The organism is Embleya sp. AB8 (assembly GCF_049739465.1).
Classification (GTDB): Bacteria; Actinomycetota; Actinomycetes; order Streptomycetales; family Streptomycetaceae; genus Embleya.
Window position 1 is genome coordinate 264747 of the sequence record NZ_JBMHHY010000014.1, and the last position, 14712, is coordinate 279458.

Here is a 14712-nt window from a genome sequence, read left to right on the forward strand (position 1 = left end):
CGTTCCTTCCATTGACGATCGAGTGATCACCGAACGGACGTGCTTCGGGGACCCCGCAACCGTGATCGTGCCCGTACGGCACGTACGGTCGACTCGGGGCGCACCGAGACTATCGACCGACAGGGCGGGTGCGACGGGTCACACCGTGCCCTGTCACGTCGCACGCATATGTGCGACGGTGTCCGTCTGCGCAGCGCCGGGCGGGCCGTCTCCGACGCACACGGCATCGCGTGTCCACACCCCGCCCACACCCGCCCCGGGCCGACTCCGTGTTGCTCATGTCGCCGGGTGGCGGTAGCGGCCCGGGGGGATGCCATATGTGCGTTTGAATGCCTTGGCGAAGGCGAACTCCGAGCTGTAGCCGACCTGTTGCGCTACCGATCCGAGTGCCGCGTCCGATTCGCGGAGCAGCCGGCCTGCCGTGGTCATGCGCCACCAGGTCAGGTATGTCAGGGGTGGTTCGCCGACCAGTGTGCTGAAACGCTGCGCGAAGACCGAGCGGGACAGGCCGCCGCAGGTGGCGAGTTCTTCGACCGTCCACGGGTGTGCGGGCCGCGCGTGGATGTGCTGTAGGGCCTTGCCGACGGCCGGGTCCGTCAAGGCGCGCGCCCAGCCGGTACAGACGGACGTTTCCTCGGCGGCGGAGCGGTCGTCGACCCACGCGCGCAGCATGTACAGCAACATCGCGTCCACCAGCGCGGGCACGATGCCGTCCGATCCGGGTCGGGCCTCGTCGAGCTCGGTGGCCAACAGGGCGACGAGGCTGCGCAGTTCGGGGTGCCTGGCGGGGCGGTCCGGGAGATGGACGAGATCCGGCAGGTCGGCCATCAGCGGGTGCGGTCGCGCCGGGCCGAGTTGGTATGCGCCGCACAGCAGCACCGCGTGGGCACCCGGGCCGTCGATGCGGACCTGCCCGATCGGCGATGACGGGTCGGCGCGTTTCGGGAGGAACTCGACGGCCGGGGTGAGCGGATCGTCGGCCAGGATGTGCCCGCTGCCGTGCCACAGGAACACCACGTCGCCGGGGCCGAGCGCCAGCGGCTCGGCGTCCGGCGCGCTCGCGGCGTCGGTTTTGCTGCCGACGTCGGGCAGGAGCCAACACGTGCCCTGCAGGACCACGTGGAACGCGGCGCCGGTGACCGCGGGGATGCGCAGCGCCCACGGTGCGCGTACGTCGGTCCGGGCGGCCCGGGGCGGCCCGGTGCGCATGGCGGCGAGAGCGTCGGAGAGGACATCCACGACGGGAAGCATAGCCGGCACTCTTGCCGCTCAGGACGCATGGACATGAAGTCAGGATTATCCGGCATTCAACGTCCCGTCTGATCCCTCTAGCGTTGAGATCGCAAGCGAGGCCACCCGAGCTCGCGGAGAACCCGCAACAGAACCGAAGCAACAGCACCGAAGCAACAGCACCGAAGCAACAGAACGAAGCAACAGCACCGAAAGAGGGAACGGACATGACTGTTCTGGTCATCGGAGCAACCGGCAAGACCGGCCGGCCCGTCGTGGACGCGCTCGTGGCACGCGGCATCGACGTCCGGGCGGCGAGCCGCAACCCGGCGGCGGCGTCCGAGGGCGTCGTGCCGGTGCGCTTCGACTGGGGGGACCGCGCAACCTGGGGTCCGGCCCTGGCGGGCGTCGACGGCCTGTACCTGGTCGGGCCGTTCGCGGAACCCGACGGCACCACCCTGCTGCGCGACCTGCTGGCCGCCGCGGCCGATGTACGCCGGGTCGTCCTGATGTCCGTCCTCGGCGCCGACGTGCTGGGCGCGGCCACGATGATGGCGGGCTGGGAGGCGGATCTGCGCGCCTCGGACAAGGAGTGGACCATCCTGCGGCCGAACTGGTTCCAGCAGAACTTCGCGGGGGTCTGGGCCGATTCCCTGCGGAACCACGCCGGCATCGAAGTCCCGGCCGGCGACGGTTCGCTCGCGTTCGTCGACACCCGCGACATCGGCGACGTGGCGGCCGTGGTGCTCGCCGAACCCGGTCACGCGGGCCGGGTGTACGACCTGACCGGACCCGAAGCACTCACCCTCGACCGGGCCCTGGCGATCCTGAGCGACGCCGGCGGCCGCGAATTTCGGTATGTGCCGCAGTCCGCCGACACGTTCGCCGCCGGGCGGCGCGCGGCCGGGGCCGCCGAGAGCACGATCACCTGGTACCTGGCGCTGTACGCCCTCATCCGCGACGGCGGCAACGCGGTGGTGACCGACACCATCGAACGCCTCACCGGCCACCCCGCGCGCACGCTAGGGGCATACGCCGCCGAACACGCCGCCGTATGGCGCGAGTCCGCCCGGGCGCCCGAGCAGCACGTGGTGCCGGATCCCCACTGAGCCCTCGCCCGTCCCCGTGGGCGGCGGCCGGGATCGCCGTACCCACGTACCGGTTCCCCCGGCGTCTCCCCGGACCACCAGGCTTCGGCAGCCACTCGACCCTCCAGTGCGACGACCCGGTGTTCACCAACCTTCGGCGACCATGCTCAACCTTCGCTGCGACAGGTCGAAAAAGCCGAAATCCCGCCCGGCCTCGACGGCCGAAGCGGGATCTCGTCAATTCGACTCAGGCCATTTCAAGAATCGCCCGGGAAGGCGTCGGGCCGGCTCAGATCGGCGATGATGTCGTCGAGCAGCGCGCGGGTGAGGTGTCGCACCGCGTACAGGTGCACATAGGCGCGCGGCTCCCCGTCCACGTCCACCGTCTCGCTCGCCAGCGAGTAGCGCTGCACGATCTCGGTGCTCGGCCGACGCAAGCGTACGGCCAGCGACAGCGGGCTGCGCGCCACCCACAGATCCCGGCCCAGCCGGTCCTGCAGGTCGAGCAACCGCTCGTGTGCGTAGCCGGCCAACTGCTCGCAGTCGGTGGCCAGCCGGATCTGGTCGTCGTAGGAGTGCCGGGCCAGGTAGTCCCACATCAGCAGCGCGGAGAAGCCGTTGCGGGACCCCGCGAACGTGGTGTCGGCGGCCCCGATGTACTCCGACGGCGAGGGCGGGGTCATCTGCAACCCGGTCCGGGTCATGAACACCCCGCAGGGCCACGGGGTGCCGTACCACTTGTGCCCGCTCATGGTCAGCGAGTGCAGGTCGGCGAGCCGGAAATCGAAGACCGGCGGAGCTTCCTCCACCATGCCCGCGTTCCGGGCCATCTCCAGGTAGGGCACGAAACCGGCGCCCAGGGCCCCGTCGACGTGCAGCCAGTAGCCCGATCGTTCGTCGGTGTCCTCCTCGCCGCCGGGCCCGCCCGGGACGATGCGCCGATCGAGCCCGTACTCGGCGCAGATCTCGCGCACGGTCTCGGCCACCGCGGCCACGTCGTCGTAGGCGCCCTTGAAGGTCGATCCGTAGTTGAGGCTCACCAGCACGGGGTGGCCGCGCCGGGCGAAGAAACGGACGAGTACCGCGAGTTGCTCCAGGTCGATGGCGCCGTCCTCGGTGGACGGCACCGCGGTCGGCCAGGGCGCCCCCGGTCGCAGCGGGTTCTCGTGGGGGTAGCGGGTGCTGCCGAGGGTGTGGAAGGTGTCCACGGCCAGCGCGCGCACCGCCTTGGTCACCGAGTAGTGGGTGTCCTCGGAGAAGAACGCCACCGGATGGTAGGCGTGCGGACTCTGGTCCGCGCTCGGCACGGCCTGCTCGTACCCCGTCGACCGGTTCCCGTGTGTCGCCGCGCGCAGGCGCCTGCCGGACAGGTAGTCGCGTGCGTTCCACAGGCCGTACAGGTTGCCCTCGCTGGAACCCATGGTGAGCACGTAACCCCAGTACGACTCGGGATCACGCGGGTCGTGCGGCCACTTGGCGTGCCACAGCGACGCGAAGTAGTCGAGCACGGACCGTTCCAACACCTTCGAGTTGAGCATGTACGAACCGGATTGGTACGGATCCCCCAGGTTGTTCAGGTGCCGATCCAGGTAGTGGCTCAGCCGGCGATAGTCCAGGCCGTTGCTGGTGATCTGGTACCCCACGAAGTTGTGGGTCTGGGTGTCCACGTGTGCCCGGAACAGCGCCTCGGCCTCGGTGTACTGCCGGAAGTCCAGTCCGCCGGGCGGCAGTTGCACCTTGGCGAAGGGCACCTCGGGAACCCGGATGTAGGCCTCCCGGGGGTCGGTCGACGGGGGAGTCCCGAACGGGACGCCGCCGACGAGCCGTAAGTCGCCGAAGGTCTTCTGCCAGGGTGTGTCCTCGGGGCCGAACGGGATGTCCGAGGGTGCTTCAGCGTCGTATGCCATCAGGACCGATCCTTTCGCTTGCGTCCGTGATGTCTCGATGTGTCGGCCGGACCACGGATGCCCGGCCGCATCACTGCGCGGTCGGGGTGAGCCCGGCGCCGGCCTCGGTGGGGGCTCGGGTGAGGGCATCGGGCGCGTTCGGCGTGGAATCCGGCTCGGCCGAGGCCGCCTTGCCCAGACCGCCCAGGCGGGCGTACCGCGACGGATGCGCCACCCGCAGCCGGTAGGCGAAGGCGACCCCGCCCAGGGTGACCGCGGGCAGCAGCCACGGCAGCGAGCCGACCACCGGGTTCGTGGTGCCGGTGAGCACGTCGAAGTTCGACGCCACCAACACCGCCGCGGAGACCAGACCCGCGGCGCCCAGCACCGGCGCCACCACGGTGCGCCATCGACCCTCGCGCCGGCCGCGGAAGAACCCCAACACGGCCACCGAGGCCAACGCCTGGAGCACGATGATGCCCAGCGTGCCCAGGCCCAGCATGCTCGTCGACATGTTCACGTACGGGTCGAGACCGGCCAGCGCGAACCCGGCCACCACCACGACACCGAACGCGCTCTGCACCAGACTCGCTCGGTGCACCGACCCGTGCCGCCCGTGCCGACCGAGCAACCGGGCAGGCAACAACCCGTCCCGGCTCAGCGCGTACAGGTAGCGGTTGCCCGCGTTGTGCAGCGCCAGCCAGGCCGCGAACAAACTCGTGCACAGCAGCACCTGCATGGTGACCGTGGCCGGATGACCGAGATAGTCGTCGCTCAGCCGGAAGAACATGTCGTTCAGGTGTTGGTCGGCCTCGGCCCGCACCCGATCGGGGCCCACCGCGCCGACCACGACCCAACTCGTCAGCGCGTAGAAGCAGGCCACCACGATCACCGCGATCACGGTCGCCCGGGGCACGCTGCGTTGCGGCGACCGGGCCTCCTCGCCGTACAGCGCGGCCGATTCGAAGCCCAGGAACGCCCCGAAGCCGAACATCACCGACACCCCGAGCCCGGGGGCCACCACGTGGTCCGGCGCGAACGACGTGGCCGGCAGCGCGCCCGAGCCGTGCCGGAACAGCACGGCCAGGTCGAGCGCGAACAACATCACGATCTCGCAGATCATGCACGCCGACAGCAGCCGGGCGCTCACCTCCGCCTCGCGATAGCCGAGCGCCCCCACCACGAACAGGCCCACGCCCGTCCACACTTCCCACGGCAGATCCAGACCGTGCCCGGCCGCCACGTCCTGGGCGAAGAACGCGAAGGCGCCGAGCACGCCGATGGTGGCCGTGGTGTACGACAACACCGCCAGCAACCCGGCGCCGGCCGCGATCGGCCGACCCAGGCCGTGCGCGATGTGCGTGTAGAACCCGCCCATGTCGCTGATCCGTCGGGAGATCGCGGCATATCCCACCGAGAAGCACAGCAGGGTCAGCCCGGCGAAGACGAACATCGCCGGAACCCCGGGGCCGGTACCGAGCGAGAAGGACAGCGGGACGGTGAATATCATCGCGGCCAACGGGGCCGCCGCCGCGATGATGATGAAGACGATCTTCGGCGTGGTCAGCGTGCGCTCGAAGGCGGGCGGCGACGCGGCCGCCGCGGTCTCGACCATGTCACGTCACGTCAATCGCAGGATCTCGACGGCTTCCGGCAGACCCATGTACGCGAGCCGGGCCGCGGCCATCTTGTCGGTCCAGCGCTCGGCCATCTCGTAGCGCTCCTCCGGCTCGGTGTCCACCAGGCGGGTGCCCGGCCACACCTCGTAGTCGCCCACCAGGGCGCCGTGTTCGCGCAGACCCTCCTGGAACAGGTGCTCGCGGACCAGGATGTGCTTGCGGTCCGGAATGGTGTCCCACAGTTCCCGGCCGCGCCGGACCACGTCGAGCAGCGCGGCGCGCGCCGAGGGGTTGCGACGCAGATGCTCGCGCACGATCGAACTGCCCACCGTCAGATGACGGATCTCGTCGATCGACGCCCCCCGCGCGATGGCGGCGGCGGCCGGATCCAGCCGATTCCACTTGCGCTCGCTCAACTCGGCCGCCGGCGCCAACACGCCCTCGATGACGATGGTGAACACCGCCACCCCGCCGATGAAGTCGCCGTCGTCACGCACCGTGCGCAGGGCGAAATCGAGAATCGGATCGAGCACGTCGATCCGGTAGTCGGCGGTGAGTTCGGCGATCGTGTCGAACAACCCGACGGCCGGCACACCCAGTTCCACCAGGTGGTTGCGAAAGACCATCGAGTGCCGGGCCTCGTCCACCAACTGGGTGGCGAAGAACTCCATTTCGGCGACCCCGGTGGCCTGCGCCACGTAGTGCCCCAGCACCCGGGTGGCCTGCTCCTCCGCCAGCGAACGGCAGCCCAACTCCAGGATCTGGGCGTCGCGCAGCGGACCGTCCGCGCGCATGTGCGCGGGCGTCGGCTCGGCGTCGGTGTGCCCCGTTCGCGCCCGGTCGCGCAACGTGCCCTGGGCGACCGCGGGCAACCAGTACCCCAGATTGCACTGCTCGGCGCTCAACTCCAGGGTCATGGCGCCGTCGAGCAGTCCCGGCGCGGTGTCCCAGTCGGTCTCGGGTGGTATCGATGATGCGGACTCGGCCATGACGGCGGCTCCGATGTGTGGAGATGTCTCAATCGAGAGTGGTCGTGGTGTCGGCGCGCCAGCCCTGCCGCCGGCGCACCCCGTGGAACTCGACATCGTGCAACCCGCCCGCGAAGCCGATCAGTGGGCGACCGGAACCGGCATGCGCGGTACGGATCTGCGCCACCAGGAGGTCGTCGCCCCCCAGCGGCACCAACTCGGTCAGGGAACAGCCGAACCAGGCCAGCGCGTCCCGCAACACCGGGATACCGTGCTCCGGGTCCGGCTCGGACCGCACCAGCTCGAACTGGGCGAGCCCGAACGGCCGCCGCGGATTGGCGAACCAGTCCGCGAGCAACGCCTGGCGCGAGGAGAGCACGTTCAACACGAAGCGGCCGCTGGCCCGGACCAGGTCGGTGCTCGCCGAACCGGCGCGCAGGCACACGCCCACCCGCAGCGGTCGCTGGGAGAGCACGCTGGCGGTGGACACCGTCGCACCGTGCGCCGACTCCCCGTCGATCGCGGTCAACACCGCGATCCCGGTGGGCAACAACCGCGACACTACGCGCAGTTCCTGCTCCCGGTCGTCCGAGCGCGGCGGATCGGCCAGACCCGGGACCGACTCCCGGATCATCGGTTCGACCGCACGATCGGACCCGCCGGCTCCGCCACCGCCGAGGCGGCCGGCCGGCGCGCCCCGAACAACCGCTCGGACAAGCGGACGAAATCCTGGTCCGGCACCGGCTCGAAGGGCAGCGCGAACGGCTTGAGGAAGTTGCCGAACACGCCCCGGTCGGTGCACAGATGGATGGGGATCGCCAACAGCGCCCACTCCGGGCCGCTTACCCAGATCCACACCCCGATCACCGCGGCGTTGGTGATCATCGAGTGCATCGTGTTGTAGGCGAGGTAGAAGCCCCGGGGGATGCGCCCGGTGGAGCTGCGCCGGTAGGCGATCGCCCCGGGGATGTAGCCGAAGAGGTCGATGTACAAGAACAACAACACCGCCGGCACCCAGCGCACCTGGCCGGCGTGCGCGACGAGCAGCGCGAGCGAAACCCCGAGCCCGACGAGGTACTCGCTCCGGTGCAGGCGCGAGGTGGTGGGGGATTCGAAGACGTTGACCTGATCCATCACAACTCCACGGGTGGGTACCGGGTCAGATCCGCAGCGGTCCGCCGTTGAAGTACTCGACGAGGTGCGGCGAGGAACTGGTCCGGCCGGGTGGGTGGAACGCCAGGGGGTGCAGTGCCGAGGACAGGTACGCGATCTCCGGCGACTTGATGAAGCCGATGCCGCCGAGGAGTTCCACCGCCAGCTCCTGCACCGCCGCCAACGACTTCTGCACGGCGAAGCGCGCGGTCAGCGCGGCGGCCACCGACTCCTCGCCGGTCACTCCGTCGCGCAGCGCCCGCGCGGTGCCCTCGGTCAGCCCCACGGCCGCCTCCACCTGGATGCCGAGCGCCGCGCGATCGGTCACCGAGCCCCGCTCGCGCCGCATCACCGCCTCGGTCAGCATCGAGGCCGCGCCCACATAGGCGGAGGTGATCAGCAACTCGAACCAGACGAAGGTCTTCTCCTGCAGGTCGTCCAGCCGACTGGGATCGTCCGGCGTGCCGCGGATGACCAGGTGCTCGGGCACGTGCACGTCCCGCAGCCGCACCTCGTCGCTCTGCGCGGCGGCCAACACCGGACTGTCCCAGAACGGATGCACCGAGATGCCCGGGGAGTCGGCCGGAATCAGCAGCACGGCCAAGGAGGTTCGACCCTGGGCATCGGGCACGAACACGCTCGCGGTGAGCAGGTTCATCGACCGCGACAGGCTGCACGGCTTCTTGGCGCCGTTGACCACGAACCCGTCGGCCACCGGCACGGCCGTCACCGCCGGGCTCAGAATGTCCTGCTGGGGGCTGCCCTCGGCCCAGCCCGAGGCGAGCAGCATGCCCTCCGGCGCGATCCGGGCGAGCAGGGCCCTTTGTTCCGGAGTCGGCGGCACCACACGATCCGCCAGGGCGAACAACATGGCCACGGTGAAGTTGTGCATGGTGGCGGCCGCCGCCAACGAGGGCGAGTAGGCGCCCAGGGCCCGGGTGACCCGGACCGCGTCCAGGGCGTCCGCACCGATGCCGCCGTACTCCCGGGGCACGAGCAGACCCGCGCCACCGTACTCCTTGAAGATGTCGACGACGGGACTGTCATGGGCCTCGCGGCCCGGCATCGGAAGCGCGTCAAGCGCCTTCAGGAGCCCGGGGTGATGCCGTTCACATGTCTGCCGGGCGAGATCGAGAGAAAGCATCCGAGGGTGCCTCCGGAATTCTGTAGGAATGCCACCGGCCCACGGTCACATGGGACTCTGACCCCCTCCTGACATCATTCTGATGAGCCCGGCTATCGACCGTGGACGGCGCCTCTGACATATCGATGACACCCGCCTGACAGGCGACCGAAACACGCCTTATGCCATTGCGTGCGAGCGGACACCGCATCATCATGAGCCGTGATGCGATGCCGCACGTGGGGAGACCACAATGACACAGGAAACCGTGGAAAAGGCGACCGCCGGTTCGGCGGAAGATGCCCTGGAGGCCATTAGGAAATATACCCGAGCGGAAAACCCGAGTTCCTTTCTGGCGGTCAGCCAGGGAAATTCCTACTTCATGCTGCCCGGCCGCCCCGGCATTGTGGTCTACCGAACGGCGGGCGACTACCTCGTACAGTTCGGCGGCCCGTTCGCACCCGACGAGTCCTACGTGGACCTGATGCGCGCGTTCACCGCGTTCGCCGCCGAGACCGGCCGCCGACAGGCGATCGTCCAGCTCCAGGAATACGACGCGCGCATCCACGCCGAGCACGGCTACACGGTCAACCAGGTCGGCGCCTCCTACGCCGTCGACCTGCACACCTTCACCCTCGTCGGCACCCGCTACATGCAGTTGCGGAACAAGATCTCGCGAGCCCTGCGCAGCGGACTGACCGTCATCGAGGCCGACTACGAGCAGTGGGTCGACGGCGTGGCCGAGATCGACCGCCGCTGGTTGCCGCTCAAGGGCGACGACGCGAAACCGCTGGAATACCTGGTCGGCCAGACCGGTGGACCGATGCAGCCGCTGCGCCGGCTGTTCCTGGCCCATCTCGACGGCCAGGCCGTCGGATACGTCTCCTATTCACCGGTGTACGGCTCGTGGGACGGCTGGATGCACGACCTCAGCCGCCGACTCCCGGAAAGCCCGGCCGGGGTGATGGAGGCGTGCAACAAGGCGGCGATCGACACGTTCATCGCGGAAGGCGTGCCCTGGCTGCATTTCGGATTCACCCCGTTCACCACCCTCGAGGACGCGCGCGAGATGCCCGGACACAGCCTCGGGTTCAAGTGGCTCATGCACTGGCTGTGGCGGAACCAGGTCGTCTACCCGGCGAGTTCGCAACTCACCTACAAGGACAAGTGGAATCCCACGCTGATCACCACCGAATACGTCGGATTTCCGGACGGGGCGAGCGCCGAGGGATTCGTCAACATCTGGCGGGCGTGCAACGCGATGTGACCGGTCGGCCCGGGCCCCGGGCCGACCCACCCATTCCCATCGAGATCGTGATCGGAGCAGACGATGGACACACGGATCGAGAACGAGTCGGGCACGACCACCCCGGACGAGACGGGCGTGGCGATCGAGGCCATCGAGGAGCGATTGAGCACCGCCTTCCTGGCGCTGTGCGCCGACCCGGACGACACGGAGGCGGCCGTCCGGGCGCAAGAGGCGATGCGCTTGCTCGATGTGCTGCTCGACCCCGCCGCGGGGTCAGACCCCGACGGCCTCCTCGAGTAGGGCGCGCAGTTCGATCGGATCGGCCTCGGCGAGCTTCGGCCACAGTCGAAGCACCGAGGCCGGTCCGCCCGCGGCGCGGAACTTGGCGGCCACCGTCTCTTGGTGCCCGGCGCGCAGGTCCGGACCGATGCCGCCGCGCGGCACCCGCAACTCGCGGACGAACTCGCGTCCGTCGCGCAGACACACCCGTACCCGGGCCGGGGTCGGCTTGACCGCCTCGGTGAAATCCTCGGCAGGCGGGCCGGGCGGCGCCGCCGCCGCGGCCAGTTCCGGCCCGCCGAACTTCGTCAGCCAGGCCGGACCGGCCGCCCCCGCCTGCCGCAGGGCCTCGCCGAACGGCGCGTCGCCCGCCAGGAGTTCGCGGGTCATCGCGACATCGTGCACCAGGCGCACCCGGGCCGCGAGCAGCCACCGCTCGGAGTCCTCCAGCGCCGGCGCCGTGAAGTCCTCGATGGTGAGCCCACCGGTGAGCAGGGCGGTGGCCACGGGGTAAGGCGGGTCGAGCACGAGCGCGCCGATCGGGGAGCGCGGCCCGTCCAGATAGGGCAGCGCCTTGCGAGCCGCAAAAAGGGTGTACACGGAACCCTCCACGACCACCTCGCGCACATCCGCCACAGTCCAGGAGCCCGCTTCCGCGGCCAGGTCGGCGTGCAGGTCGATCGCGCAGTCGACGGCGGCATCGATGCCGGGCCCGCCCGGATGCAGCTTGAACGACAGGGTCTCGGTGTGCCAGCGCCGGCCCAGACCCAGGGTCAGCACCTCGGGCAGCGGCACCGTGGCGAAGGCGGCGAGGAAGCCGTCGGGGTGCTCGACGATGTCGGCCGCGCCGTGCAGGCCGCCCATCGCCGCGTCGCACGCGTCCAGGCCGGCGCGTACCGCCAGCGGAACATGCAACATTCGGGCGTCGCCGGCCACGAATGCGCGCCACAGGGTCCACGGCGGGGCGCTGAGCGCGAGCGCCAGGGCGTCGCGCCATACCTGGGCCGGGGCCCGCTCGCAGGCGAGCCGACCGGCGACCGCGCCGATCAGGTGGGTGTGCAGCGCGGTCTGGCCGCGAAACGGGCCCAGGGTGGCTGCGGCGGTCACCCGCGCCGCGCACTCGTCGGCGAGGATCACCGCGCGCAACAAGTCGGCGCCGCTCGCCCCCAGGGCGTGCGCGTAGGCCAGCGGCACGCCCACCGTGGACGGGCCCAGGTGTCCGGCGTAGGCGGTGTCGTCCAGATTGAGCCAGGCGCCCACCCCGGCCAACACCCGCGCCGATTGCGCGGTGTCGGCCCCGAACGGGGCGCCGAGCGCGCGCACGAGCCGACGGCCGTCCTCCTGGCGCGCGCCGGTGCGGATGGCCGCGAGTTGGGACAGGATGTGGCTCGCGGCGAAGTCGACCACTCGGTCCGGGACGTCCGACAGGTGCAACTCGGCGGCCCAGTCGGCGAGTCGGGACAGCGGTTCGACGGCCCGCGCCCGGTCCGCCCGCGCCGCGGCGGGCGCGCCCCGGCCGGTCATCCGCCGGGCCGCTTCGGCGAGGCGAGCACGTGCAGCGCGTTGGGCAGCACATCGACGGTGATCGAGGTCCGATCGGTGGGTATGACCTCGCCGTCGTGCTCGAAGTGCAGCGGTCGGCCGTCCAGCCGCTCCAGGGTGATCGAGCGGCCCTGGGCGTAGGTCGTGCCGGCGCAGTCCAGGTGCGCGCCGCTGCGCGCCAGTGCCAAGGCGGTCTCGGCGGTGGTCTCCGGGTCGAAGATGCAGACGTCGAGGAGGCCGTCGTCGCGGATCGACCGCGGCAACACCTGGAATACGCCGGCGCGATGCCGGCCGCCGCCGATGTTGGCCAGGATCGTGGGCCCCGCCTGCACCACGGTGCCGTCCACGATCACCCGGCCCCGGTAGGGCACGTAGGTGCGCAGCGACTCGGTGATGGCCCGTTGGTAGCGCGGGCGCCCGCGCACGGGGGAGTTGCGGGCGCGCGCGGTGGCGGCGGCGAACAGGCCGGTGCTCAGGCCCAGGAAGACCAGTCGATCCAGTACGGCGATCCGGGCCAGGTCGAGGCGGCGGTGCTCGGCGGCTCCGGTGAGTGCGGCGGCCAGGGACTCGTCCCAGGGCGCGTCGTCCCACAGCGACCGGTAGCCGGAGTTCGCGGTGCCCCCGGGCAGCATCACCAGGGGTGGGCCCGTGATCGGGTCGGCACCGTCGACCAGGCCCGCCACCACCTCGCGCACGGTGCCGTCGCCGCCGAGGGCGACCACCAGGTCCACGCGCTCGGCGCCGGTCGCCGCTCGGGTCGCCAACTCGCTCGCGTGCCCGGGGTGTTCGGTGTGCAGGAGGGTCACGTGGTCGGCGTGCTCGCGGCAGCGCGCGGCCACCGAGGACGAATACTCCACGGTCGTGGAGCCCGCCCTCGGGTTGGCAATGATTGCGATCCGGGGAAAGACACATTCGCGGGGCTCGAACTCGGCCAAGGCTGGTCCACCGTCCGTTGTCGCGTCGTTAACCGTCCGTAGGACGCGGTCGAAATATACGATGTCAGGTGCGGCTGATCTTCCTCTGACGGGCCGCTGACCGGAGTCAAGATCGGAAAAGGGAAAAATCCGGGCTTCCGGCAAATGGTTCGTAAATACTCTGCAGCGGAGCCCGGGTAATGTGTCAGGCTTATACCGATGGCTGTCGATCGGTGGGGATCGGCGCAATCGAATAGGCGGGGGCAGTGATGCGGTCCGGCCGACCGTGGGTCGGCGCGGCCGTTTTTAGCCATGCGGTGCCGACTTTCCGGCTCGGGCCGAGATCAATTTACTGGTGCTGATTTACTGCTATTTATGTGCTGAATGCCCGATGTCAACGGTTTTCTGGCGATCGATCCAGGATCGGAATGTGCCGGTGTCGGCGGTGATGCGACCATGTCGCCCCCGCCGCGCGCCGGGCCAGGTGTCGTGCCGCTCGCGTGCCCCTGCCGGTTCGGCGTGAGCTTTACCCCCGCGCGTGCGATGGCCACGGCCCGGATCCATCCGAATCGGATCATCCATCCGTCAGGAGGCATCGTGCTCGCTTTCCAGTTGTTCGGAGCCATCGGCGCGCGTTCGGAGAGAGGTGAACTACGGCTGTCCGGCACGCTGCAACGGGCGCTCCTCGCAACGTTATTGATCGCCGAGGGCAACCCGGTCTCGCGAGGCAGCCTGATCGACGAAATGTGGGGCAGTAACCCTCCACTTTTGGTGGAGAACGCCATTCAGGCGCACGTCAGTCGACTCCGTCGCAAGCTCGCGGTGCTGGAGAGAGAGCTGCGGTGCACCCGGCTGCGCACCGAGCATGCGGGCTACCGACTGATTCTGGACGGGGCGACCCTCGACGTCGCCACCTTTGTGCGTGAGTACGACCGCCTCAAATACGGGGACATCCCCCGGACCGCGGCGGCCGGCGAGATTCGCGAGGTGCTGAAGATCTGGCGCGGGCCCATCTACGGGGGCTCCCACGTCGGACAGTCGTGCCAGGCCGCCGCCGCGCGGTACGAGGAGACCCGGCTCGCACTGTTGGAATTCCTCTTCGACTGCGAACTGGAGAACTTCGAGCACCGGCGCATCATTCCCGAGTTACAGACCTTACTGGTCGAACACCCCTACCACGAGCGGTTCCGGCAGCAACTGATGGTCGCCCTGTACCGGTGCGGCCGACAGACCGACGCGCTCGACGTCTACCGGGGCCTGCACAGCCAACTGTCCGAGGAACTGGGGCTTTCCCCCTCGCCCATCATGCGCGAGTACGAACGAGCGGTATTGGAACAGGATCCCTCGCTGCACGTGCGATCCAGCTGACACGGCGACCGGCATCGGCTCGACCGCTCGCGGGCGTCATCGTTGCGTCAGCACGCGGTCAGCGGATGCCGGCACAGTGGAACACGTAAGGGAAACACGAGAACGACGCGGGTCCTTCGGGGCGCGGGTCGGGATCGGGAGAGGTGCCCGGAGTGGCTTATCGGGGACCTGGCTCTTGGCCGTGGTCGGATTCTTCGGAGTCCGCGCAGGTTCGAATCCTGCCCTCTCCGCGCAGGAAACGGATGAACCACCCGAAGCCCCCCGGGGGCGGTCGGGTCGGGTCGTCCGCAGGCA

General features: G+C 69.8%; 13 protein-coding genes and 1 tRNA gene. 5 read left to right on the forward strand and 9 right to left on the reverse strand.

Annotated elements, in window-relative coordinates:
• Nucleotides 1-276: 276 nt before the first annotated feature.
• Nucleotides 277-1239, reverse strand: coding sequence for an AraC family transcriptional regulator (locus ABIA38_RS22540; RefSeq protein ID WP_424640556.1), 963 nt, complete (start codon nucleotides 1237-1239; stop codon nucleotides 277-279).
• A 218-nt stretch (nucleotides 1240-1457) separates the two neighbouring features.
• Between ABIA38_RS22540 and ABIA38_RS22545 the strand changes: the two genes are divergently transcribed.
• Nucleotides 1458-2339 (forward strand): NAD(P)H-binding protein, encoded by an 882-nt coding sequence (locus ABIA38_RS22545; RefSeq protein ID WP_424640557.1) that lies wholly within the window; start codon nucleotides 1458-1460, stop codon nucleotides 2337-2339.
• 236 nt (nucleotides 2340-2575) lie between these two features.
• Here ABIA38_RS22545 and ABIA38_RS22550 read toward each other — a convergent pair whose 3' ends face one another.
• The 6 genes from ABIA38_RS22550 to ABIA38_RS22575 form a co-directional block, all read right to left on the reverse strand.
• The gene (locus ABIA38_RS22550) at nucleotides 2576-4225 is read right to left on the reverse strand and encodes a pyridoxal-dependent decarboxylase (RefSeq protein ID WP_424640558.1); all 1650 of its coding nucleotides are present in this window, start codon (nucleotides 4223-4225) and stop codon (nucleotides 2576-2578) included.
• A gap of 70 nt (nucleotides 4226-4295) precedes the next feature.
• Nucleotides 4296-5819, reverse strand: a complete 1524-nt coding sequence (locus ABIA38_RS22555) for an APC family permease (protein WP_424640559.1) — start codon at nucleotides 5817-5819, stop codon at nucleotides 4296-4298.
• A gap of 6 nt (nucleotides 5820-5825) precedes the next feature.
• Nucleotides 5826-6812, reverse strand: a complete 987-nt coding sequence (locus ABIA38_RS22560; protein ID WP_424640560.1) for a VlmB-like protein — start codon at nucleotides 6810-6812, stop codon at nucleotides 5826-5828.
• Between the two features lie 28 nt (nucleotides 6813-6840).
• Nucleotides 6841-7425: a flavin reductase family protein gene (locus tag ABIA38_RS22565; protein WP_424640561.1), complete on the reverse strand. Its 585-nt coding sequence runs from the start codon at nucleotides 7423-7425 to the stop codon at nucleotides 6841-6843.
• Entirely contained in the window at nucleotides 7422-7925 is a 504-nt protein-coding gene (locus tag ABIA38_RS22570; protein ID WP_424640562.1) for a hypothetical protein, read from the reverse strand. Before ABIA38_RS22570 ends, ABIA38_RS22565 begins: the two co-directional genes overlap by 4 nt.
• 25 nt (nucleotides 7926-7950) lie before the next feature.
• Nucleotides 7951-9087 carry an acyl-CoA dehydrogenase family protein gene (locus tag ABIA38_RS22575; RefSeq protein ID WP_424640563.1) on the reverse strand — a complete coding sequence of 379 codons (1137 nt, stop codon included), beginning with the start codon at nucleotides 9085-9087 and terminating at the stop codon, nucleotides 7951-7953.
• 232 nt (nucleotides 9088-9319) lie between these two features.
• Between ABIA38_RS22575 and ABIA38_RS22580 the strand changes: the two genes are divergently transcribed.
• Both ABIA38_RS22580 and ABIA38_RS22585 read left to right on the forward strand, forming a co-directional pair.
• Nucleotides 9320-10333, forward strand: coding sequence for a phosphatidylglycerol lysyltransferase domain-containing protein (locus tag ABIA38_RS22580; protein WP_424640564.1), 1014 nt, complete (start codon nucleotides 9320-9322; stop codon nucleotides 10331-10333).
• Between the two features lie 63 nt (nucleotides 10334-10396).
• Nucleotides 10397-10615, forward strand: a complete 219-nt coding sequence (locus ABIA38_RS22585) for a hypothetical protein (protein WP_424640565.1) — start codon at nucleotides 10397-10399, stop codon at nucleotides 10613-10615.
• Here the strand turns inward: ABIA38_RS22585 and ABIA38_RS22590 are convergent.
• A complete protein-coding gene (locus ABIA38_RS22590; RefSeq protein ID WP_424640566.1) occupies nucleotides 10589-12118 on the reverse strand; it encodes an MmgE/PrpD family protein in 1530 nt (509 codons plus the stop codon). The two genes, ABIA38_RS22585 and ABIA38_RS22590, sit on opposite strands and share 27 nt — an antisense overlap.
• Nucleotides 12115-13071: a diacylglycerol/lipid kinase family protein gene (locus tag ABIA38_RS22595; RefSeq protein ID WP_424640567.1), complete on the reverse strand. Its 957-nt coding sequence runs from the start codon at nucleotides 13069-13071 to the stop codon at nucleotides 12115-12117. Before ABIA38_RS22595 ends, ABIA38_RS22590 begins: the two co-directional genes overlap by 4 nt.
• Nucleotides 13072-13434: 363 nt before the next feature.
• Between ABIA38_RS22595 and ABIA38_RS22600 the strand changes: the two genes are divergently transcribed.
• Nucleotides 13435-14418 carry an AfsR/SARP family transcriptional regulator gene (locus ABIA38_RS22600; protein WP_424640568.1) on the forward strand — a complete coding sequence of 328 codons (984 nt, stop codon included), beginning with the start codon at nucleotides 13435-13437 and terminating at the stop codon, nucleotides 14416-14418.
• Between the two features lie 137 nt (nucleotides 14419-14555).
• A tRNA-Lys gene (locus ABIA38_RS22605) sits at nucleotides 14556-14648 on the forward strand.
• The last annotated feature ends 64 nt before the right edge of the window (nucleotides 14649-14712 follow it).